Here is a 21,933-nt window from a genome sequence, read left to right as displayed (position 1 = left end):
GCCAAATTATATTAGGAAATCTAAAGGTCATGGCCTCATTTGAATTTTTAGACGATGGACAAACCGATAACAACGGTCAAGCCCGTTTTACTGTGTTTGGTGTTGGTGGCGGCGGTGGTAATGCTGTACAACACATGGTGCAATCTGACATTAAAGGTGTGAAATTTGTTTGTGCAAATACAGACAAGCAAGCCCTTGATCGCATGAATGCCCCTTTTAAAATGCAACTTGGTGAGCAAAGCACACGCGGTTTGGGTGCTGGTGCTAATCCAGATGTAGGTCAAATTGCTGCTGAAGAAAGCCGTGAGCAAATCCGTCAACACCTTGAAGGTGCGGATATGGTATTTGTGACCGCTGGAATGGGCGGTGGTACAGGTACAGGTGCTGCACCAGTTGTTGCTGAGATTGCTCAAGAAATGGGTATTCTTACCGTGGGTGTGGTGACAACGCCATTTAACTTTGAAGGTCGTCGTCGTCAACGTTCGGCTGAAAAAGGGATTGAAGCATTAGAACAACATGTTGATTCTTTAATTATTATACCGAACCAACGTTTACTCAGCGTTTATGGTGACATCTCTATGCAAGATGCTTACCGTAAAGCAGATGACGTGTTGCTGAATGCGGTACGTAGTATTTTTGATCTGGTTGTTCGTCCTGGTCATATTAACCTCGACTTTGCTGACTTGAAAACTGCGATGAGTACACGTGGTTATGCGATGATGGGTGAAGGTAAGAGTAGTGGTCCAGACCGTGCTGAAGAAGCTGCACGTTTGGCGATCCGTAGTCCTTTATTGGATAATGTAAATATCATGAATGCCAAAGGGGTGTTAATTAACATCACTGGCGGTGCTGATGTGACTTTACGTGAAACTGAAGTGATTACAGATGTTGTGAACCAGATTGTTGACCTTGAAGAAGGTGAAGTGTTCTTTGGTACTGTATTTGATCCAGACGCACGTGATGAAATCCGTGTCACTGTGATTGCTACAGGTTTAACACGTAATGCCAGTGATGCAACTGAAGCAAAACGCAGAACCCATATCAGCAATGTTGCGCAATCATATAGCCAGCAAGCCAGCCACAACACTGTGGTTGATGAAGATGACGTTCCAGCGATCAATAAACGTCAAGAAGATGGTGCACCTGTTGCAGCACCAAGTTCAAGCGGTCGTTCTACGCCAATGAGTATTCAAGATTATTTGAAAAATCAACAGCGTAAATGATTGATAATTATTAAAAATAATTAATATTAACGAAAAAGGTAGTGAGATTCATTACCTTTTTTGTTTTTTATCAATGGCTAAATGTGCTAACGTATAGCGGATTTGAGAATGAAGACCGAATTAGCATGTTGAAACAACGTACCCTGAAGCGAGTCGTTAAAGCGAGTGGCATCGGACTACATAGCGGACAAAAAGTCATGATTAACTTTTTACCGCATGTGGCGGACGGGGGTATTGTATTTCGCCGTATCGATTTAAATCCACCTGTTGATCTGCCAGCAGATGCTATGCTGATTCAAGAAGCATTCATGTGTTCCAATTTAGTCAGTCATGAAACTAAGGTTGGAACCATTGAACATGTCACCAGTGCAATCGCTGGCTTGGGTATAGATAACCTGATTATAGAAGTGTCTGCTTCTGAAATACCAATTATGGATGGTAGTGCAGGTCCATTTATATATTTACTCATGCAGGGCGAATTAGTAGAACAAGACGCACCGAAAAAATTTATTCGAATTCTTAAACCTGTTGAAGCACTCATAGAAGATAAGCGCGCAATTTTTACCCCTCACGATGGTTTTCAAATCAATTTTACTATCGACTTTGATCATCCTGCCTTTGCAAAAGAATATCAATCGGCGACCATTGATTTTTCAACAGAAACATTTGTCTATGAAGTCAGTGGTGCACGTACTTTTGGTTTTATGAAAGATCTCGATTATTTAAAAGCCAATAATCTGGCACTGGGTGCGAGCTTAGATAATGCTGTCGGTTTAGATGATACTGGCGTGGTCAATGAAGAAGGTCTACGTTTTGCTGATGAGTTTGTTCGGCATAAAATTTTGGATGCAGTCGGTGACCTATACCTACTTGGGCATCAAATTATTGCCAAATTCGATGGCTATAAATCGGGTCATGCACTGAATAATCAACTTTTACGCAATGTTAAAAGCGATCCAAGCAGCTATGAAATTGTAACATTTGATGACGAGAAGCTGTGCCCAATTCATTTTGTCAACGTGACATAAGTCTTTGTCTTTTAGGCATTGTGTTATAATGTAACAATAAAAAGTGTGATATTTGTCATATTTTAACCAGTTTTAATCTTAATTTAATCTAATTAGGTTACTTTTTATTGCTTGCCAAACGTAGTAAAGCTTGGCTAAGCTTAGGGTCGCTCACAAAACTAGCGGCATTTTGTAACATTTCAGATGTTGCAGGTTGTATGCTTCTTACAGTTTTATGGCGTTGTGGGGATGTTTCAGTATTGCTGTTTTGAATACGTAAACGAACTTGCAGTTTTTGTAAATCACGAAGTTCGTTGATTTGTGACAATTGAGAAATATACTGTTTTTGAAGATAACCGAGTTGACTAATCATGGCTTGATTTTCACCGGTGATGGTCAAAATACCGTATTGATAACAGACAACTCGCCAATTCTCAGGTTGAGGAAGTAGCGGTTGAATTAATTTAGTAAGTTTTTGCCATTCGGCAACTTGCTTTGTAAGAAACGATAAGTTTCCTGTTTTTAAGTGTTGTCTTGTTGGTTGAAAGACGTTTTTGGGTTCAGACATACATGGTTCCTACATATTTATGTCTTATCTTAAGCGCTCATTTCGATAGATATCAAGGATGAGATCACTCAAGAAACTTGACTAAGAACAGTTAAAGAGGTTTTTATGCACACGCGACGTATTTTATTGGCTTTTACTTTAGCAGCTTCCGCTGCAACCGCTGCATTTGCAGACTTGGTTCAATCACCAGATCGTTTAGAACAATTATCCAAGACTTTATCTCAAGGCTCTTATAATCCAGATGATTTAGATCTTCCTGCTTCAGCAAAGATGAATATTACTTTACGTAGCCAGGATGCACCAATCGAGTTAAACAATGCAAGTATCGTTAAAAAATACGGTTCTAGCGCAAACTCTGCTTCTCGTTACACTGCAAACTCTCCATATTCTTGGTTAGTCACTCATCCGCTTCCAGATATGAAGCGCGTAAGCTCTGATTTTGGTGGCCGTACAATGGGTGGTCGTGCAGAACATCATTCTGGTTTAGACCTTTCAGCACCAAGTGGTACACCAATTTATGCAACAGGTCCTGGTATTGTGACCAAGTCTGGTTGGGGCACTGGTTATGGTCAATATGTAGAAATTAACCATGGTAATGGCTATATCACACGTTATGCGCATGCTTCACGTCTAATTGCCCGTGTAGGTGATCAGGTGAAGGCTGGTGAACATATTGCCAACGTGGGTTGCACAGGTCGTTGCACAGGTCCACATTTGCATTATGAAGTAGTGAAAGATGGTCAACGTAAAAATCCATCTTCTTACTTAGCCATGTTGCCATAACGCTAGACATTTGATTGTTGAGCTTATGACTGATGCTCTGTATGCATGGTTGAATTCGTAGTCGCGATGAATTAAATACTGTATTCAGACTATCATCAAATAAAAAATTATTTTGTATAAAAAACCGCCTTTATTGGCGGTTTTTTGTTATTTTAAGTGTTAATTAGTCAACAACTATTTAGTTGCTAAATAATCCTTACAATCTGCATTTGGCTGTAACGATAACTTAACAGGCCCAAAACATGATACATATAATATATAGAAAACTATTCAAGGAGTAAGTGGGAAATGGCGTATTATGGTGATAGCGACGCTCAGGAAACACAAGAATGGCAAGATGCCTTTGATTCAGTGCTCCAGCATATGGGTACGGATCGTGCTGCGTTTTTATTAGAAAAATTATATCAACAAGCAATTTCGAAGCATGTACCTATTCAGCGTCTAAATACCCCTTATTTAAATACAATTCCAGTTGAAGAATCTCCAGCGATGCCAGGCGACCAAGATATGGAGCGTCGTATTCGAGCATTAATTCGTTGGAATGCTTTGGCAATGGTTCTACGTGCCAATAAAACAGGTGATGACTTAGGTGGTCACTTGGCAAGTTTCGCGTCTTCAGCAACCCTATATGATGTCGGTTTTAACCATTTCTTCCGTGCCAATAGCGATAGCTTTGGTGGCGACATGATCTATTACCAAGGTCATTGTGCACCAGGTATTTACGCACGTTCATTTTTAGAAGGTCGTTTGACTGAAGATCAATTGAGTAATTTCCGTCGTGAAGTGGGTGGTCAGGGGCTTTCAAGTTATCCTCATCCTTATTTAATGCCAGATTACTGGCAGTTCCCAACCGTTTCGATGGGCCTTGGTCCAATCATGTCAATTTATCAAGCGCATATTCAAAAGTACTTGATGAATCGTGGTTTGATCAAAGAAGAAAACCGTAAGGTTTGGGCGTATCTTGGTGATGGTGAAATGGATGAGCCAGAAAGCTTAGGTGCAATCTCGCTTGCGGGTCGCGAAAAATTAGACAACTTAATCTGGGTGGTTAACTGTAACTTACAGCGTCTAGATGGTCCTGTACGTGGTAACGGTAAAATCATTCAAGAGCTAGAGTCACTGTTCCGTGGTGCAGGCTGGCGTGTGATTAAGGTGGTCTGGGGTCGTCATTGGGATCCTTTACTGGACAAAGACATTTCAGGTGCTTTAAAAGCCCGTATGGATGAAACGCTGGATGGTGAATACCAACGCTACCAAGTAAAAGGTGGCGCCTATACCCGTGAAAAATTCTTTGGTAAATACCCAGAAGCTGCGGAGTTGGTGAAAGGCTTAAGTGATGAAGATATTGATAATCTGAATCGCGGTGGTCATGACCCATACAAAGTGTATGCCGCGTATGCAGCAGCAATGACTAGCAATGGTCAACCGACTGTAATCTTGGCGAAAACAGTGAAAGGTTATGGTTTGTCTGACGAAATTGAAGCCGTCAACAAAACCCACCAAATCAAGAAAATGCAACACGATTCATTGAAATATGTACGTGACCGTTTCAATTTGCCATTCTCTGATGAGCAACTTGAAGAGCTTCCATTCTATCGTCCAGGTGAAAACTCACCTGAATTGAAATATATGAAAGCACGTCGTGAAGCTTTAGGTGGTTATTTACCTGCACGTCGTAAAGACAGTGAAGTATTGGCGATTCCTGAGATTTCAGTATTTGATGGTGTGCTTAAAGGCAGTGGTGGTAAAGAGCAATCAACCACGATGGTTATGGTGCGTTTGATTGCTGCATTGTTAAAAGAAAAAGCCATTAAAGACCGTGTTGTACCTATCGTACCTGATGAAGCGCGTACTTTCGGTTTAGAAGGCATGTTCCGTCAGTTGGGTATCTATGCTGCGCATGGACAAAACTATACCCCAGAAGACCAAGAACAGCTCATGAACTATCGTGAAGCAAAAGATGGTCACATGTTGCAAGAAGGGATCAATGAAGCAGGTGCAATGAGCGCTTGGTCAGCATTGGGTACCAGTTATTCAACCAATAACTTACCAATGATTCCGATGTATATGTATTACTCAATGTTTGGTTTCCAACGTATTGGGGATATTGCATGGGCAGCGGGTGACTCTCAGGCACAAGGCTTCTTGTGTGGTGCAACAGCTGGTCGTACCACATTAAATGGTGAAGGTTTACAACACCAAGATGGTCATTCTCATATCTTGGCAGGTACGATTCCAAACTGTGTAGCGTATGATCCTTGCTTTGGTTATGAGTTAGCCGTGATTGTGCATGATGGTTTACAACGTATGTATGTGAATCAGGAACGTGTGTTCTATTACTTGACCCTCATGAATGAAAACTATGACCAACCTGCATTGCCTGAAGGTGCTGAAGAAGGCATCAAACGTGGTATGTACTTGTTCAATAAAGATGAAAAAGCCACAGTTCAGTTATTGGGTTCAGGCGTGATTCTGCGTGAAGTGATTAAAGCTGGGCAAATTTTACGTGATGAATACCAAATCCATTCCAATGTATGGAGTGTAACAAGCTTCAATGAATTGGCACGTGATGGTATGGCTGTTGAAGAATACAATCGCCTACATCCACTTGAAGACGGTAAAGAGTCTTGGGTTTCTCAGCAATTACGTGACACGGATGGTATTGTTGTTTCAGCAACAGATCATATGCGTGCCTATAGCGAACAGATCCGTGCTTATCTTCCAGATAGCCGTCCATATGTAACATTGGGTACAGATGGTTATGGTCGTTCAGATACACGCAGTAATTTGCGTAGTTACTTTGGTGTAGATGCGGCACATATTGTGGTTGCAACATTGAAAAAACTTGCTGATGAAGGCGAAGTTGATCCACGTTTAGTGAAAGATGCAATCTCTTCATTTGAACTTGATGTTGATCGTCCAGTTGCATGGTTACCGCAAGCGCATCCATCTGTACAAGAAGTTGCTGCTTATACTGAAGTGACAGAGGAGAAATAATGATGCAAGTTAAAACTCCTGATATTGGCGTTGATAAGGCCACTGTTGCAGAAATCTTGGTGAAAGTCGGGGATACCATCGCTGTTGATGACAGTATCGTTCTACTTGAGTCAGACAAAGCCTCTGTTGAAGTGCCAAGCACTTCAGCAGGTGTGGTTAAGAGTATTGCTGTTACGGAAGGTGATGAAGTTTCAGAAGGTGCTGTGTTGATCGAAGTTGAATCTGCGGATGCAACAGAGACAGAAACAGCAGCACAGCCTACTCAAGAAGCTGCAAAAACTGAACCTGCTGTAGAAACTAAAGCTGAACCTGTGGCGTCTGCTGCACCTTCTGCATCTGCGCCAGCTTCATCTCAAACAGTTGAAGTCCAAGTGCCAGATATTGGTGTTGAAAAAGCTTTGGTCGGCGAAGTTCTGGTTAAAGTGGGCGACGAAATTGCGGTAGATGACAGCATCGTTGTAGTGGAATCGGATAAAGCAACGGTTGAAGTTCCAAGTACAGTTGCTGGCACGGTTGAAAGTGTTGTGGTCAAAGAAGGCGATAATGTTAAAGAAGGTGTGGTACTGATTACAGTGAAAACTGTAGGCGCTGCAACGACTTCGGCAGCAGCGTCTGCTGAAGCGCCTCAACAAGCGTCAGCAACACCAACTCAAGCTGCTGCACCAGAAGCATCAGCGCCAGCCCAATCGGGTAAAGTTGAAGTTGCTGTTCCTGATCTTGGTGTAGATAAAGCAACAATTTCTGAAATCTTGGTGAGCGTAGGCGATCAAGTTGAAAAAGACCAAAGCCTTTGCGTTGCTGAGTCGGATAAAGCCTCTGTAGAAGTTCCAAGTACGGTTGCAGGTACGGTAACGGCGATCCATGTGGAATTGAATCAGTCAGTAAGCCAGGGCAGTGCTTTGGTGACGATTGAAGCACAGGGTCAGACTGCATCAGCACCGCAAGAAAAACCAGCCGCTCAAGCATCACAAGCTGCATCAGCACCAGCCGCGAAAACGACAGCATCAGCGCCAAAAGCTGAAGTGGTCGTTGCTCAAGCGGGTACTGAAAAGTTATCTAAAGCACAACAAGCTGAAAATGCCAAAGTTTATGCTGGTCCAGCCGTGCGTAAGCTTGCGCGTGAACTGGGTGTGGTTTTATCACAAGTCGAGGCCTCAGGCCCTCATGCACGTGTGATGAAAGATGATGTTTTTGCTTTTGTTAAAGCCAAATTGACTGCACCACAAGCAGCAGCTCAAACAACTGCTGCGCCAACCGCTTCAGGTTTGCCTGCATTACCAGATTTCAGTGCATTTGGTGGTAGTGAAATTGCACCAATGACGCGTTTACAGCAAGTGTCTGTACCGCAATTGTCATTAAACAATTTTATTCCGCAAGTGACACAATTTGATTTAGCAGATATTACTGAGCTAGAAGCTTGGCGCGGTGAGCTAAAAGGGAAATTTAAGCAAGATGGTATTAGCTTAACGATCCTTGCCTTTATTGCAAAAGCGGTGGCGTTCTTACTCAAAGAAGAGCCTTATTTTGCAGGTCACTTGGCAGATGATCAAAAGTCTGTGCTGTTGCGTAAAGAAATTCATATGGGCATTGCTGTGGCGACACCAGATGGTTTAACTGTTCCAGTATTGCGTAATCCTGATCAAAAATCGATTAAGCAAATTGCCATTGAATTGGGTGAGTTAAGTAAAAAAGCACGTGATAAGAAACTTTCTCCGAAAGACTTACAAGGTGCAAACTTTACCATTACCAGCCTAGGTTCAATTGGTGGTACTGCATTTACGCCATTGGTGAACTGGCCGCAAGTTGCGATTTTGGGTATCTCACCTGCAACCATGCAACCAGTATGGAATGGCTCAGGCTTTGATCCAAAACTGATGTTGCCATTGTCATTGTCTTATGACCATCGTGTGATTAATGGTGCGGATGCTGCGCGATTTACCAATAAATTGACCAAGTTGTTATCAGATATTCGTAACATCTTGCTTTAAGTTCTAAATCATAGAAGACCTCGCTTTAGGCGAGGTTTTTTATATGCATCTAATTTTGTTTTATCAATAATTTTCGAACCTGCTTTAAAGTCATCATTCAATATAGTCAATCTTTCAAAAAACTCAGGCACAAGAATATAATTTCTCTTAATTAATATTTTTAATTAAATCAATCGGCGACATCCCTGTCGCCCCACGATGGGATAACCATCTAGGGTTCAAAATTAGTGAAGAAACAAAATTGAATTTATTCTATGCGGGCATTAAAAATGCTTCGGCACGATATTTTTTGAAGTTTATCTGAGCTTTAAATTTTTTAATTTTTAAAAATTGAAAATGACTGATAAAGCGTTGTAGAATAGCTGTACTTCATTGGGGAGTAGCCGCTGTTTGTCATCTGCGAGATGATAAATGGGTGATGATCAACATAATTACTCAACAGAGTATGGTCATCATAGCAAAGAACCAATTTAGCTGAAGGTATTTACTCAGCTATCTTTTGTTGGCAAGACCTTTGATTTATCACTCCGCGTTGAATAGGCGACTATTCATATTGGCTAGCAGGAGGGGTAAGTCATCGGTAAATATTGCTAGCCAGAGACTTTGAAATGTTAAATGCCTTCCTCATCTCTTTAGTGGTTGTCGCTTTATCCGAAATGGGCGATAAAACACAACTGCTCGCATTACTTCTTGCTGCACGTTTTCGTAAACCTATCCCTATTTTATTTGCAATTTTATTAGCAACTATTGTCAATCATGGTGTATCGGCTGTGCTTGGTCAGTGGATTACCACGGTCCTTAGCCCGACAGTATTACTTTGGATTGTGTCACTTGGCTTTATTGGGATGGCTGGGTGGATGCTGATTCCAGATGAATTGGATGATGAATCTGAAAGTATTAATAAATGGCAAAAATATGGGGTCTTTGGTGCAACCTTTGTATTATTCTTTCTTGCAGAAATTGGGGATAAAACCCAAATCGCCACGGTGGCACTTGCTGCACGCTTTGACAGCATCGGTTGGGTAACTCTAGGTACGACATTGGGGATTATGTTGGTCAATGCACCTGCTGTATTTATTGGCAATAAATTGGCAGATAAATTACCTATTGCTCTGATTCATAAAATTGGAGCTGCAATCTTCTTTATTATTGGTGTCGCCGCTTTAGTTCAGCATTACTTTTTTTAAGCACAATTTTCCAAGCTGATTGAACATCAATAACGTCATCTATTTTTAAAGCTGAAAACCCAACTTAATGTTGGGTTTTTTATTATTCTGAGAATGATGACACAAATAATCTTTAAACTTAGGTTGTAGATTTATTGTAACTTTGAAGAAAACCTTATATGTTGTATGGGATAACTAAAGATTTATTTTAAAAAAGGTTTTGGGGTTTCTGGTATGGCTTTAGATCGCACCACGTCGCAAGTTTTGTTTGATAATGGCACTCATAAATGTATAAGTTTTACCAGTTTGGTGAAAGGTGAAGGTGTACAAGCCAATCAGTTTCTTATTTTAAATAATGAACGTGCAGCAGTATTAGATCCGGGCGGTGATTTGACCTATGTGCCCCTGACCATGGAGCTTAATAAATACACCCGATTACAAAATCTAGACTATGTCATGGCATCTCACCAAGACCCCGACATCATTACTTCAATGCCACGTTGGTTGGTCTATACCGATGCCAAAGTGGTCGCATCTAAATTATGGGCACGCTTTTTACCTCATTTAAACTCAGCATTTATGAGTGACCGTATGAAAGGGGGCTGGTTAGAACGTCTGATCGAATTGCCAGACCAAGGTGGCTCTATTCCATTGGGAGAAACGCGCATCATCGTGGTTCCTGCGCATTTCTTACATTCCGTTGGAAATTTTCAGTTTTACGATCCAATTTCAAAAATTTTATTCTCAGGTGATATGGGTGCATCGATTGTTGATGATGCCTCGAAACCAATTGAAGATTTTGCAATGCACATTCCAACCATGCATGGTTTTCATCAGCGCTATATGTGTACCAATCGGGTGATCCGTTTATGGGTGAAAATGGTGCGTCAAATGGATATTGAAATGATTGTGCCGCAACATGGTAAGCCGTTTATTGGTAAAGAGATGATTCATCAGTTTTTAGACTGGATCGAAAATTTACAATGTGGTGTCGATTTGATGGATGAGTCTGTGTTTACCTGCCCGCAATAAAAAATTCAAAAAAGATATTGAGTTTGAGTGCGACTTTTTTTAGGATTTTCTTGCCAAAATTTTAAATTGATAACGAGAATCTTAAAAAAATGTTGTCACAAATCTCAGCACAGGATGCGTGCTTAAGTTGCGGGGCGTGTTGCGCCTTTTTCCGAGTCTCATTTTATTGGGCAGAAGGAGAAGCCATGCCGCCAGATTATGTCGAACCTTTGACAGCCGTGTATTCTTGTATGCAGGGCACCAATCAAAAGCAACCGCGTTGTGTGGCATTAAAGGGTGAGATTGGACAGCAAGTCAGCTGTAGTATGTATGAGCAACGGAGTTCTTCATGCAAACAGGTACATGCTGGGGATTCACAATGTGCAAAAGCAAGACAAGGTTATGGTTTAATTCCCCTGATCGAAATAGAAGTCGCTACCCCCAGCAATGATGAAGACTTTGATCAGGTGTGTTAACGCTTCATTGGGAAAATTTAGGATATAAGGCAGAGACTGTAAGTCGACAGTCTACTGTGGTGTTAAATCCACGATAATTTTATATTCAAAGCCCATTTTTATTTCAATAAGATACTGAAAAATAAAGTGTGATCGAGAATAAGATAAATCCGCACAATAAAAAATGAAAATTGAACGGAAATTTGTATATAATAGCTCACGGAAATTACCAGCGAGACTGTTATGTTGACCATCGTTCAAGAAGCGCTAACCTTCGATGATGTCTTATTACTCCCTGCCTATTCTACTATCCTCCCAAAAGATGTCTCTCTAAAGACACGCCTCACACGCGGCATTCAACTGAACATCCCTATGGTTTCAGCAGCAATGGATACTGTGACTGAGTCACGTATGGCGATTGCAATGGCGCAAAACGGTGGTATTGGTATTTTACATAAAAACATGGATATTTCTGCACAAGCTGCAGAAGTTCGCCGTGTAAAAAAATTCGAAGCGGGAATGGTGAAAGATCCAATTACCGTGACACCTGAAACCACGATTCGTGATTTGATGGCAATTACACAAGCCAACAACATCAGCGGTGTACCTGTCGTTAAAGATGGCAAAGTGGTTGGGATTGTAACTGGCCGAGATACTCGTTTTGTAACGAACTTGGAACAACCAGTAAGCAATATCATGACAGGGCAAGATCGTCTTGTGACTGTTCGTGAAAATGAATCGAAAGAAAATATTCAAGCATTATTGCAAAAACACCGTATTGAAAAAGTATTGGTGGTTGATGAAAGCAATGCATTAAAAGGCTTAATTACAGTTACAGATTTCCGTAAAGCGGAATCTTATCCAAATAGCTGTAAAGATGAATTAGGTCGTTTACGTGTTGGTGCTGCAGTGGGTACTGGCGCTGAAACTCCAAGTCGTGTTGAAGCTTTGGTTGAAGCGGGCGTTGATGCGATTGTAGTGGATACAGCGCATGGTCATTCTGCGGGTGTGATCGAGCGTGTCCGTTGGGTGAAAGCAAACTTCCCTCAAGTTCAAGTGATTGGCGGTAATATCGCAACGGGTGATGCTGCTTTGGCATTACTTGATGCGGGTGCAGATGCGGTGAAAGTGGGTATTGGTCCTGGTTCAATCTGTACGACACGTATCGTTGCAGGTATTGGTATGCCACAAATCTCTGCAATTGACAGTGTTGCCAATGCATTGAAAGACCAAATTCCATTGATTGCTGATGGTGGTATCCGTTTCTCTGGGGATATGGCAAAAGCGATTGGTGCTGGTGCAAGCACGATTATGGTGGGTTCACTTATGGCGGGTACTGAAGAAGCGCCTGGTGAAGTTGAATTCTTCCAAGGTCGTTATTACAAAGCATACCGTGGTATGGGTTCTTTGGGTGCAATGGCTGGTGCGACGGGTTCTGCCGATCGTTATTTCCAAGACTCGAAAGCAGGCGCTGAAAAATTGGTCCCAGAAGGGATTGAAGGCCGCGTACCGTACAAAGGTCCAATGGGCAATATCGTACATCAAATGATGGGCGGTTTACGTTCATCTATGGGCTATACCGGTTCTGCAACCATTGAAGATTTACGTCAAAATGCAAAATTTGTGAAAATCACCGCTGCAGGTATGCAAGAGTCACATGTGCATGATGTAACGATTACCAAAGAAGCACCGAACTATCGTGTAGGTTAATCTTTTGTAATATTTTGATTGGAAAAAGCCGTCAGTTTATGACGGCTTTTTTATTTTGGTGTAAAGTAGTAAACCTTAAAAATTGATTGTTATACAACACATAATAAGTGGGTAAAAGATGAGTTATTTTGGAACAGACGGGATTCGTGGAAAATTTGGTGAACTCCCAATTACCCCAGAATTTGCACTTAAACTCGGATTTGCGGCAGGGAAAGTATTAAAGCAAATTAGCCCAAAATCAAAACCGATTGTGGTTTTAGGTAAAGATACTCGTTTATCGGGTTATATTCTTGAAGCAGCTTTACAGGCGGGTCTCAATGCGGCAGGTGTTTATGTACATTTGCTTGGACCCTTGCCGACCCCTGCAATTGCTCATTTAACCCGCGCATTGCATGCCAACTTAGGGATCGTGATTTCTGCTTCGCATAACCCTTATTTTGATAATGGGATTAAATTCTTTTCAGATGAAGGGAAAAAGCTCCCAGATACGATTCAAGATGCGATTAACCGAGAACTTGAGAACGATATCATCATTGAAGACACCGCAAACTTAGGTAAAAGTGTACGTGTTAAAGATGCCAATGGTCGTTATATCGAGTTTTGTAAATCGACATTCCCATATCATTTCAATTTACGCCATTTAAAAATTGTGGTGGATTGCGCCAATGGTGCAGCGTATAGCGTAGGCCCAGCAGTATTTCGTGAATTAGGCGCAAAAGTTATTGCGCTTTATAACGAACCAGATGGTTTAAATATCAATAAGGATTGTGGTTCAACACATCCTGAAAATTTACAAAAAGCCGTGATTGAGCATCAAGCAGATTTAGGTATTGCTTTTGATGGCGATGCAGATCGTGTGGTTTTGGTCGACCGTTTTGGTAAATTGATTGATGGCGACCATATTCTGTATATTTTAGCAACCCAAGCATCTCAAAAACCGGCGGGTATCGTGGGTACAGTGATGAGTAACATGGCATTAGAATTGGCACTTGAAAAAGCCAAAGTGCCTTTTGTGCGTGCTAAAGTGGGTGATCGCTATGTATTGCAAAATTTAGAAGAAAACAACTGGGTGACTGGTGGCGAACCATCTGGTCATATTTTGACTTTAGACAAGAGCACAACAGGCGATGCAATCATTGCAGCCCTGCAAGTGTTAACAGTATTGGTTGAACAGAATAAATCTTTAGATGAATTGGTTGCAGATTTTAAAACTTTACCCAATGTTTTGGTCAATGTTCGTCTTGAACAAATGTTTGACCCGTTTGCGGTGCCAGCATTGGTTGCCGAGTTTGATAAAGTAGAAGCCACACTTAAAGGACGTGGGCGAATTTTAATTCGTAAGTCAGGGACGGAACCGATCATCCGTGTTATGGTAGAAGGCGATAATCTGCAAGAAGTAACTGATTTGGCAAATCATTTAGCAGATGCTGTTCGTCAAAATGCGGCTTAAAATATTGTATCGTCTGTAGAAGGTTTTGCTTCATGCGTGATGTAATTAAAGACTTAAGTGAGCTTCGCCTTACTTATCAAAAAGGTGAACTACATGAGGAGCAGGTGGATGCTCATCCTCATGCACAGTTTCTCAATTGGTTTAATTTGGCTTTAGAAGCAAAACTGCATGAACCCTATGCAATGTCGTTGGCAACCGCAAATGCACAAGGGCGTCCACATGTGCGTACTGTGTTATTGCGTGGTGCTACCGAGGCTGGTTATGATTTTTATACTAATTATGACAGTCAAAAGGGCTTAGATTTAGCTGAAAATCCTTATGCAGAATTGCTATTCTATTGGCCTGAGTTAGAACGTCAGGTTCGTGTGGGTGGACAAGTTCAGAAAATATCTGAACAAGAATCTACTGATTATTATCATAAACGTCCGCGTGATAGCCAAATTGCAGCGCATATCAGTACCCCACAAAGTGGCGTGATTGAAAGTCGTGAACATTTACAACAGCGTTTTCAAGCGTTGTATGATCAAGTGGCTGAAAAGAATGAATTGGCTAAACCTGAATTTTGGGGAGGCTATCGTTTAGAGCCGACGTATTATGAATTCTGGCAAGGCCGCCCAAATCGCTTACATGATCGCCTCACTTATGAAAAAGTCGGTGAATCTTGGACAATACAACGTTTGATGCCATAAATGCAAAAATTACAAATTAAACAACGACCTTTGATCACACGCCCTGAAAACTTTCAGGGCGTGTTACCCTTTATTGCTGAAATTTTAGCCCGTCGTGGTGTGCAATCTGAACAAGAATTAGATTTAAAACTTAAATATTTACTTGCACCAGAAATGAAAGGTTTGGAGCAAGCCATTCAAATAATTGATCAAGCTTTAGATCAAGAAAAAAAAATTGTGATTGTCGGTGATTATGATGCAGATGGCGCCACCAGTACCGCACTGATGATGCTGGCTTTACGAGAAATGGGGGCCAATGTTGAATACCTTGTTCCAGATCGTTTTAAATATGGTTATGGCCTAACCCCTAAAATTGCCGATTTGGCTTTTGAAAAATATCAGCCTGATCTATTAATTACGGTCGACAATGGAATTTCCAGTCATGCAGGTGTAGCACAAGCACAGTCACATGGAATGCAGGTGATTATCACCGATCACCATTTAACGACCAAGGAAACGCCTCAAGCTGAAGCGGTTGTTAACCCAAATCAGTTAGGGTGCGAATTTCCAAGTAAGGCTTTGGCTGGCGTCGGCGTGGCATTTTACCTATTGGCAAAGTTAAGTAGCCATCGGACAAAACTGGGGAAATCGGCTGCAAAAATGCCGCAATATTTGGATTTGGTTGCTTTGGGCACTTATGCCGATGTTGCCAGCCTCGACCATAACAATCGTATCTTAGTGGATGCAGGGGTTAAACGGATTCAACAGAATCAATGTCGTGCTGGGATTAGTGCCTTATTAGACATTGCAGCGCGTGATCCTGCTGAGTTAAAAGCCTCTGATTTAGGTTTTGTGTTAGGCCCTCGTCTTAATGCCGCAGGGCGTATGGAAACCATGGACATCGGTATTGAATGTCTTTTGGCAACCGATACGCAGACAGCTCATGCTTTGGCACGCCAGCTCAATGATTTAAACTTAGAACGCCGTCAAGTTGAGTCGGAGATCAAACAAGAAGCTTTAGCTGCGCTGGAAAATCTACAGCTTGATCAAGATCATTTACCCGCAGCGCTGGTCATGTTTGAAGAGCATTGGCATCAAGGGGTGATTGGTATTGTGGCAGGGCGTTTAAAAGAGCAATTTCATCGCCCCAGTATTGTATTTGCGGCGGATAAAGATGGGATTCATATCAAAGGTTCCGCACGTTCGATTGATGGTATTCATATTCGAGACAGTATTGAAAAAGTTGCCGAGCAATATCCTGATTTGATTAGTCATTTTGGTGGGCATGCGGCTGCGGCGGGATTGACTATTCAAAAGCAACATTTTGAAGAATTTAAACAACGGTTTACTGAGTTGGTTGCTCAATCAGATGATGCGCTATTCCAAGCGGTGTTGTGGACGGATGGTGAATTGCCTGCTCAGGCATTTCAACTGCAAACTGTAGATACTTTGGCGCAATTGGGACCGTGGGGGCAAAAGTTTCCTGCACCGGTATTTGAAGGGCGTTTTAAAGTCATCGATTATCGTTGGTTAAAGGAAGTGCATCTGAAATTGCGTTTAGCTTTGGAAAATGGCCAACCGATTGATGCGATTGCCTTTAATGTACGTGATAAATTCAATTTTGATCCTATGCAAGATATGGTACGTATTGTTTATGAATTGGATAAAAATCAATTTAATGGCAATGTGAGTTTGCAGTTAAGAATGCTGCATTTAGAACAGTAAATTTAAGCGAAAGAAGCGCTTATATAAGCGCTTTATCTATTTGATACCCACTATAATAGTTAATACATCTCATTTTAGAGCGCATATAGCCTTATCTTACATTCAAAATTTAAATACATTTGTGTAGTTAAGGCTTTTCTCTGCACTGTAAAAAGTAGTGCTTCTAACTAGATTTGCGGATTAAACATCAAAGAAACTTATTTCCCTTCTTTAAGTCATAGATTAATATAGGTTTAACGCTTTTTTATGCCTAAAAGAATCTAGAAAAATGAAAATATGGATTGCCGTGCTTTTTATTCTGATTTCAAATACAGCCTTTGCAAATGTAATTAAATGGAACGAAGATAATATTAATTGGCTGTCTTATGAAAAAGGCTTAAAGATTGCTGAACAAGAGAAGAAACCCATTTTATTGGTGTTTTATGCTAACTGGTGTGGCGCTTCTAAGCGATATGGAAAAGTATTTTATGATGATGAGGTTGTAAATCTTTCGAAAAAATTCATCATGATTAAGGTCGATGTGAATGAGGATGAGGATTTAAGTTTAGAGTATGGTGTGCGCTATATTCCGATGACATTATTTTTGGATAGTAAATCAAATATTCAAACTGATATACGTAGTAGTACTTCAGAGCATCCGTTTAATTTAAATGAAGAAAATCCTAATGAATTACTAAGGTTGATGAAAAAAGTACAATATAAGTTAAATGAAGTCCCGATCAAACCTAAAGTTATTTTAATGAATCATTAATTGCTGATTTATTTAATTAGTGATAAAAAAAACCGCTTATACAAGAGCGGTTTTTTAAAGTTTACCAATAATTAGAAGCGGTAAGCAGCGCGAAGACCATAGATATTATCGTCATCTTCAAAATCAACAGAACCTTCTAAGCTGATTTGTTGAGTAAAGAATTTTTTTGCACGAATTGTAAAGCTGTCTTCATCAGTACCATCAGTGCGGCTACCTGAATAAGCCAATCCGACACTGAAAGTTTTATCTAGGTATAAATCCGTACCTACGCTGTAAGCATCGGTATCACCAAAGCTTGCACCACCTTCAAAATTCATGTCATAGCGACCCACTTGAGTGACATATTTAGCACGGATAGTTGGATCTATATCATCATTAAAATCATTGTCATAGCCCGCTAAACCAACCGCAATCAAAAGACCTGGGATTGGCAAGTAACCTACTTCAGCAGAGTAAGTTGTTGTGTCTAAATCATCGACATGATCGGCCTTAGCTGTAGAGCGTCCAATAGCAGCACTTGCATAAAAATCGGTATTTGGAACGAAATATTCAATACCAACACCATAAGCTGTTACATCGTAGGCATCATAATCGATATAGCTAATTCCAGCATTTACGTTGCTTGCGCGATCTAGAAAGGCAGCTTCGTTTAATGGGTTATTTTTAACTTGAACAGGGTTAAAATAATATGTTCCATCAATAGCAAAACCAGTAGATGTATCCCCTTTATCTGGATCAACAATACCGAGTGAACCACCGATTTCAGCTTGGTATGCATGTGCAGACCCAAAAGAACTAGCAAGTAATGCAGCAAATAAAGTTTTCTTAAACATTGTGTGACCCTTTTGTTATAAAAATATTAATTTTTTGTTACAAATCGCATTGTATGTAAATTAATCTCTATGTCAAGGCTAAAGATCTGAAAATTAAAAGTTTGCTGCGCCATGACATAAAAACAATGCTTAAAAAATGGGTAACTGAGTCAAGCTTTAAGCAATCCATAACAACAATAAAAATAGCCAATAGATTCGGTTTAAAGGCTTTTAATCGGTCTTTTTTATGTCTTAATTTTTTAAGATAGATCGATTTAAAATTATTTAATTCATTATTTATCAAAATATTAGAATTGATTTTGTTCTATCGTCTTGTCTTAAGATCTATTAAGATATATCTTAATATGCATAAATTAATCGATTTGAGAAAAATAAAGATGAAATCAGAGCGACATGATCATTCACAACATGATTTTGAGCATCGTGAACAGCATACCGAACGAGGCTATGGTGGGCGACGAGGTCGGTTGTTTGAATCAGGTAAAATGAAGCTTTTGGTTTTACATCTGATACAGCAACAGCCAAAGCATGGTTATGAAATTATCAAAGCCATCAGTGATCTGGTCGGTGGGGGCTATACTCCAAGTTCAGGCACAATCTATCCAACCCTGACCTATCTTGAAGAAATTGGTTTTGTGCATGCTGAAAATACAGAAGGTGATCGTAAGCAATATCAGATTACTGATGCTGGAAAATTACATTTAAAAGAGCAGCATGCGCATATCCAACACTTATTAGAGCGTTTGGAAACTCGACGCGAAATTCATGAAAACGACCAATATTTGGATATTCATCGTGCGATGGAAAACTTAAAAACATCATTACGCTTAAAGCTCAAGGGTAAAGATTTTGATGCTGAGCAAGTTAGACAAGTCGCTGAAAAAATTGATCAAGCCGCAGTAGAAATTGGGCGTTTATAACAATGCAATAATAAGGCAATAGAAGGTTTAGGTGAGACATGAGTATTGAGGTACAACAAAAGCTGCGTCATGCAAATTTAAAAGTGACCCAAGCAAGAGTGATTGTATTCAAAGCGCTGTTGGACCAAAAAACACAACTGACAGCAAAGCAGATTTATCAGCAGTTATATGTACAAAATAAGCAGATCAGCTTATCGACCATATATCGAGTGGTGAGTGATTTAGAGAAAGTGGGTTTGATTACGCAAAATCTGCATGGCAGAGATGAAGCCAAATATGCTTTGCCTTATTTATCCGAAGTGGAGTCACTCAATATCCAATGTGCCGACCTAACCCAGATCAATAAAGCATCATTGATCGCTTCACTGGAACAGGTTTTTCAAGCGTTTGATATTGATGTTTTGGATATTAAATTTAGTACCACATGAGGGTCTGTTGACATTTCATAAATGGCTTGCGTTGTAGGTTAAAATTGAGCAGGCAAGGCAGGAAACGAAGAGAATAGCGAGACTATTTTCGAGTTTCATAACGTAGGCTGAGATAATTTTAGCCACAACCCTTCGGGACTAGCGTGTTTTTTGCCGCTACGTCGTTTCGAAATACTCATTTAGAATGACTAAATTTCGTATCTCGCGCCTAGTATCGTCTAAAAAACACACGTAGTCGCAAACGTAGACGAATTGTCAACAGACCCTTCATTAAACCCAGCGGTATATTTAACAAGTTAGAGAAATCTTATGAAACAACATCAATATTATGTAACTGTTCAACATCTTGCAGATGCGCAAGGTCATCCGTCAACCTACGATGAAAATATCGAATTTAATGTGGGTAATCACGATGATATTTTCCAAATCGTAGAGCGCTTAAAAGCTGCTGAGTTTTTTGATGAAGAAACCACTAAAGCGTTTGCGGTAGGGCTAAAACTCTTTTTAGAGGTGATGATTACCCACCGTGATCATGTGCTATTTCAAGACTTTGAACCCGCAGTTAAACAATTTATGAAAAACCTAAAGCAGAACGTCAAGAAAAATGCCTGATTTAAAACCAGAGATCAAGATCGAAAATAGACGCGATCAACATAAGCCTGCCATGATTTTTGCTGGAATTCCGAAATTACCAGCAAAATATGCAGGGTGGATTATGCCGTTGATACTCTCAGCTTTGATGAGTGCGACCATTTCCATGATTAATTTATGGAAAAATGTGGGGTGGTTCGATGGATTTTTTGCAAAATGGTTTAGCGTCTGGCTATTTTCATGGATGATTGCCTTTCCCACAGTATTAATTTTTTTACCTCTGGTTCGCCGTTTCACAGGCTTATTTGTAGATCTTACGCCACCACCTTCTGCTTAATTCGATCAAGGCTTTGAACATGTCATAGGGTGATGGTGGGCCTATAAACATTTCAAAGAGAATATGCAACTCGATAAAGTATTGCTCCCAGATCTTGTAATCAGAAACTGCATAACAAAAACCAAACTATTATTGTCCTATTCATGGTATTCAGCGTATTAAGATAGCTATAGGTCGATGTATATAAAACCGATAAGCTAAATAAAATGAAATTGTAGATGTTGCAATAACGTCCTGAGCTGATGGACAAATTTAGGATAACAAAATGACCAATACCAACTATACCGAGATTTCTAACTCTGACGATTGTGAAAAATATGTGAATCAGTTTATTCAAGATTTTCCAATCCGTTCAGCAGAAATAGGCAAAGGCACCGTCATTAAACGTGCATTACCCAGTCGTCAAAAACGCATGATTGGCGCATGGTGCTTTTTAGATCACGCTGGCCCAGTCGTATTTCCTCAGGGAGATGGATTGGATGTCGGACCGCACCCACATATTGGATTACAAACCTTCACTTGGATGATCGAAGGGACGATGATGCATACAGACAGCATCGGCTCTAAACAATTGATTCGTCCTAAACAAGTGAATCTGATGACGGCGGGTTATGGAATTTCTCATACAGAAGTTGCTCCCGATACTGAAACGAGAATGCATGCTGCACAGCTTTGGATTGCATTGCCTGATGATAAGATCAATATGGCACCGCAGTTTGATCATTATCCAGAATTACCCATTGTAGAGCAGGACCATATTGAATTTACAGTTTTAGTCGGTGAATTCATGAATACCAAATCTCCTGTCAAAGTGCATACGGAATTAGTCGGGATCGATTTTTTTGCAAAAGAATCAACCAAGACACGTATTCCACTGAATCCTCATTTTGAATATGGATTTATGGCATTAGAAGGTGAAGCAACAGTAAATGGTCATGATTTAAATAGTGACAATATGGTGGTGATTGAACCTGGAATTTCACAGATTGAGGTTGAATTACCAAAAGGCTCGCGTTTACTGTTGATAGGTGGTGAACCTTTTGAGTCGCCTATATTACTGTGGTGGAATCTTGTGGGCAGAACACAGGAAGAACTAAAAGCGGCTACAGAACAATGGGCGAATCAGGATGCGCGTTTTGGAACGATCCCTGATTATGATGGTCCACGTTTAGAAGCACCAGCATTCCCAGACAAGATGCGAGCATCGAAGTGATGTGCTGCATTGCGCATTGTCGATCTTTAGACATGGATTCAAACTAAATAATTTGCGTTAAAGGCGTGCTTGATCATCCTTTAGCGCAAGTGTTGCGTTTACAAATTTT

General features: G+C 40.5%; 20 protein-coding genes and 1 riboswitch. Of the genes, 18 read left to right on the top strand and 2 right to left on the bottom strand.

What is annotated here, in order from left to right:
* Window positions 1–29: 29 nt before the first annotated feature.
* Entirely contained in the window at window positions 30–1,223 is a 1,194-nt protein-coding gene (gene ftsZ, locus ACQ7EO_RS20560; protein WP_004718620.1) for a cell division protein FtsZ, read from the top strand.
* 125 nt (window positions 1,224–1,348) lie between these two features.
* Window positions 1,349–2,251, top strand: a complete 903-nt coding sequence (lpxC, locus tag ACQ7EO_RS20555) for a UDP-3-O-acyl-N-acetylglucosamine deacetylase (RefSeq protein WP_016539103.1) — start codon at window positions 1,349–1,351, stop codon at window positions 2,249–2,251.
* A gap of 97 nt (window positions 2,252–2,348) precedes the next feature.
* Here the strand turns inward: lpxC and ACQ7EO_RS20550 are convergent, their stop codons facing one another.
* A complete protein-coding gene (locus ACQ7EO_RS20550; protein WP_434278592.1) occupies window positions 2,349–2,798 on the bottom strand; it encodes a DUF721 domain-containing protein in 450 nt (149 codons plus the stop codon).
* Window positions 2,799–2,903: 105 nt separating this feature from the next.
* On the opposite strand from ACQ7EO_RS20550, the gene ACQ7EO_RS20545 reads away from it, so the two are divergent.
* The 11 genes from ACQ7EO_RS20545 to ACQ7EO_RS20495 all read left to right on the top strand — a co-directional run bounded on the left by ACQ7EO_RS20545 (window position 2,904) and on the right by ACQ7EO_RS20495 (window position 17,502).
* Complete coding sequence (locus tag ACQ7EO_RS20545; protein ID WP_434278591.1) at window positions 2,904–3,581, top strand: M23 family metallopeptidase; 678 nt, start codon at window positions 2,904–2,906, stop codon at window positions 3,579–3,581.
* 288 nt (window positions 3,582–3,869) lie between these two features.
* Window positions 3,870–6,578, top strand: a complete 2,709-nt coding sequence (aceE, locus tag ACQ7EO_RS20540) for a pyruvate dehydrogenase (acetyl-transferring), homodimeric type (protein ID WP_434278590.1) — start codon at window positions 3,870–3,872, stop codon at window positions 6,576–6,578.
* Window positions 6,579–6,580: 2 nt separating this feature from the next.
* Complete coding sequence (locus ACQ7EO_RS20535) at window positions 6,581–8,566, top strand: 2-oxo acid dehydrogenase subunit E2 (RefSeq protein ID WP_434279645.1); 1,986 nt, start codon at window positions 6,581–6,583, stop codon at window positions 8,564–8,566.
* 362 nt (window positions 8,567–8,928) lie between these two features.
* A riboswitch (yybP-ykoY riboswitch) is annotated at window positions 8,929–9,086 on the top strand.
* Between the two features lie 88 nt (window positions 9,087–9,174).
* A complete protein-coding gene (locus tag ACQ7EO_RS20530; RefSeq protein ID WP_004818402.1) occupies window positions 9,175–9,753 on the top strand; it encodes a TMEM165/GDT1 family protein in 579 nt (192 codons plus the stop codon).
* Window positions 9,754–9,966: 213 nt separating this feature from the next.
* Window positions 9,967–10,764, top strand: coding sequence for an MBL fold metallo-hydrolase (locus tag ACQ7EO_RS20525; RefSeq protein WP_004718609.1), 798 nt, complete (start codon window positions 9,967–9,969; stop codon window positions 10,762–10,764).
* 89 nt (window positions 10,765–10,853) lie between these two features.
* A complete protein-coding gene (locus ACQ7EO_RS20520) occupies window positions 10,854–11,219 on the top strand; it encodes a YkgJ family cysteine cluster protein (RefSeq protein ID WP_081407361.1) in 366 nt (121 codons plus the stop codon).
* A gap of 222 nt (window positions 11,220–11,441) precedes the next feature.
* Window positions 11,442–12,908, top strand: a complete 1,467-nt coding sequence (guaB, locus tag ACQ7EO_RS20515; RefSeq protein WP_004718605.1) for an IMP dehydrogenase — start codon at window positions 11,442–11,444, stop codon at window positions 12,906–12,908.
* Window positions 12,909–13,026: 118 nt separating this feature from the next.
* On the top strand, window positions 13,027–14,358 hold the full coding sequence (glmM, locus tag ACQ7EO_RS20510; protein WP_004818404.1) for a phosphoglucosamine mutase: 1,332 nt from the start codon (window positions 13,027–13,029) through the stop codon (window positions 14,356–14,358).
* Window positions 14,359–14,390: 32 nt separating this feature from the next.
* Window positions 14,391–15,047 carry a pyridoxamine 5'-phosphate oxidase gene (pdxH, locus tag ACQ7EO_RS20505; RefSeq protein ID WP_034611277.1) on the top strand — a complete coding sequence of 219 codons (657 nt, stop codon included), beginning with the start codon at window positions 14,391–14,393 and terminating at the stop codon, window positions 15,045–15,047.
* Window positions 15,048–16,751 carry a single-stranded-DNA-specific exonuclease RecJ gene (gene recJ / locus ACQ7EO_RS20500; RefSeq protein ID WP_034611280.1) on the top strand — a complete coding sequence of 568 codons (1,704 nt, stop codon included), beginning with the start codon at window positions 15,048–15,050 and terminating at the stop codon, window positions 16,749–16,751.
* A gap of 268 nt (window positions 16,752–17,019) precedes the next feature.
* Window positions 17,020–17,502: a thioredoxin family protein gene (locus tag ACQ7EO_RS20495; protein WP_154129942.1), complete on the top strand. Its 483-nt coding sequence runs from the start codon at window positions 17,020–17,022 to the stop codon at window positions 17,500–17,502.
* Between the two features lie 71 nt (window positions 17,503–17,573).
* On the opposite strand, the gene ACQ7EO_RS20490 is transcribed toward ACQ7EO_RS20495, so the two are convergent.
* The gene (locus tag ACQ7EO_RS20490; RefSeq protein WP_004718597.1) at window positions 17,574–18,335 is read right to left on the bottom strand and encodes a putative porin; all 762 of its coding nucleotides are present in this window, start codon (window positions 18,333–18,335) and stop codon (window positions 17,574–17,576) included.
* 377 nt (window positions 18,336–18,712) lie between these two features.
* Between ACQ7EO_RS20490 and ACQ7EO_RS20485 the strand changes: the two genes are divergently transcribed.
* The 5 genes from ACQ7EO_RS20485 to ACQ7EO_RS20465 all read left to right on the top strand — a co-directional run bounded on the left by ACQ7EO_RS20485 (window position 18,713) and on the right by ACQ7EO_RS20465 (window position 21,824).
* Entirely contained in the window at window positions 18,713–19,255 is a 543-nt protein-coding gene (locus tag ACQ7EO_RS20485) for a PadR family transcriptional regulator (protein ID WP_244014666.1), read from the top strand.
* Window positions 19,256–19,293: 38 nt separating this feature from the next.
* Window positions 19,294–19,683, top strand: a complete 390-nt coding sequence (locus ACQ7EO_RS20480; protein WP_004718594.1) for a Fur family transcriptional regulator — start codon at window positions 19,294–19,296, stop codon at window positions 19,681–19,683.
* A 309-nt stretch (window positions 19,684–19,992) separates the two neighbouring features.
* Complete coding sequence (locus tag ACQ7EO_RS20475; protein WP_004818410.1) at window positions 19,993–20,295, top strand: DUF3861 domain-containing protein; 303 nt, start codon at window positions 19,993–19,995, stop codon at window positions 20,293–20,295.
* Entirely contained in the window at window positions 20,288–20,611 is a 324-nt protein-coding gene (locus ACQ7EO_RS20470; RefSeq protein ID WP_004718591.1) for a DUF2798 domain-containing protein, read from the top strand. The genes ACQ7EO_RS20475 and ACQ7EO_RS20470 overlap by 8 nt, the downstream gene beginning before the upstream one ends.
* A 265-nt stretch (window positions 20,612–20,876) precedes the next feature.
* Window positions 20,877–21,824, top strand: a complete 948-nt coding sequence (locus ACQ7EO_RS20465; protein WP_154129944.1) for a pirin family protein — start codon at window positions 20,877–20,879, stop codon at window positions 21,822–21,824.
* Window positions 21,825–21,933: the final 109 nt, after the last annotated feature.

Origin of the sequence: Acinetobacter sp. CE-15 (genome assembly GCF_051059255.1) — a bacterium.
GTDB classification, from domain to species: Bacteria; Pseudomonadota; Gammaproteobacteria; order Pseudomonadales; family Moraxellaceae; genus Acinetobacter; species Acinetobacter guillouiae.
This window is presented reverse-complemented; position numbering and strand designations above follow the sequence as displayed.

What these genes read in the sequence shown, in the direction of transcription:
- ftsZ (WP_004718620.1), top strand. Translation starts at nt 30, where the DNA reads ATGGCCTCATTTGAATTTTTAGACGATGGACAAACCGATAACAACGGT.
- lpxC (WP_016539103.1), top strand. Translation starts at nt 1,349, where the DNA reads ATGTTGAAACAACGTACCCTGAAGCGAGTCGTTAAAGCGAGTGGCATC.
- ACQ7EO_RS20550 (WP_434278592.1), bottom strand. Translation starts at nt 2,798, where the DNA reads ATGTCTGAACCCAAAAACGTCTTTCAACCAACAAGACAACACTTAAAA.
- ACQ7EO_RS20545 (WP_434278591.1), top strand. Translation starts at nt 2,904, where the DNA reads ATGCACACGCGACGTATTTTATTGGCTTTTACTTTAGCAGCTTCCGCT.
- aceE (WP_434278590.1), top strand. Translation starts at nt 3,870, where the DNA reads ATGGCGTATTATGGTGATAGCGACGCTCAGGAAACACAAGAATGGCAA.
- ACQ7EO_RS20535 (WP_434279645.1), top strand. Translation starts at nt 6,581, where the DNA reads ATGCAAGTTAAAACTCCTGATATTGGCGTTGATAAGGCCACTGTTGCA.
- ACQ7EO_RS20530 (WP_004818402.1), top strand. Translation starts at nt 9,175, where the DNA reads ATGTTAAATGCCTTCCTCATCTCTTTAGTGGTTGTCGCTTTATCCGAA.
- ACQ7EO_RS20525 (WP_004718609.1), top strand. Translation starts at nt 9,967, where the DNA reads ATGGCTTTAGATCGCACCACGTCGCAAGTTTTGTTTGATAATGGCACT.
- ACQ7EO_RS20520 (WP_081407361.1), top strand. Translation starts at nt 10,854, where the DNA reads ATGTTGTCACAAATCTCAGCACAGGATGCGTGCTTAAGTTGCGGGGCG.
- guaB (WP_004718605.1), top strand. Translation starts at nt 11,442, where the DNA reads ATGTTGACCATCGTTCAAGAAGCGCTAACCTTCGATGATGTCTTATTA.
- glmM (WP_004818404.1), top strand. Translation starts at nt 13,027, where the DNA reads ATGAGTTATTTTGGAACAGACGGGATTCGTGGAAAATTTGGTGAACTC.
- pdxH (WP_034611277.1), top strand. Translation starts at nt 14,391, where the DNA reads ATGCGTGATGTAATTAAAGACTTAAGTGAGCTTCGCCTTACTTATCAA.
- recJ (WP_034611280.1), top strand. Translation starts at nt 15,048, where the DNA reads ATGCAAAAATTACAAATTAAACAACGACCTTTGATCACACGCCCTGAA.
- ACQ7EO_RS20495 (WP_154129942.1), top strand. Translation starts at nt 17,020, where the DNA reads ATGAAAATATGGATTGCCGTGCTTTTTATTCTGATTTCAAATACAGCC.
- ACQ7EO_RS20490 (WP_004718597.1), bottom strand. Translation starts at nt 18,335, where the DNA reads ATGTTTAAGAAAACTTTATTTGCTGCATTACTTGCTAGTTCTTTTGGG.
- ACQ7EO_RS20485 (WP_244014666.1), top strand. Translation starts at nt 18,713, where the DNA reads ATGAAATCAGAGCGACATGATCATTCACAACATGATTTTGAGCATCGT.
- ACQ7EO_RS20480 (WP_004718594.1), top strand. Translation starts at nt 19,294, where the DNA reads ATGAGTATTGAGGTACAACAAAAGCTGCGTCATGCAAATTTAAAAGTG.
- ACQ7EO_RS20475 (WP_004818410.1), top strand. Translation starts at nt 19,993, where the DNA reads ATGAAACAACATCAATATTATGTAACTGTTCAACATCTTGCAGATGCG.
- ACQ7EO_RS20470 (WP_004718591.1), top strand. Translation starts at nt 20,288, where the DNA reads ATGCCTGATTTAAAACCAGAGATCAAGATCGAAAATAGACGCGATCAA.
- ACQ7EO_RS20465 (WP_154129944.1), top strand. Translation starts at nt 20,877, where the DNA reads ATGACCAATACCAACTATACCGAGATTTCTAACTCTGACGATTGTGAA.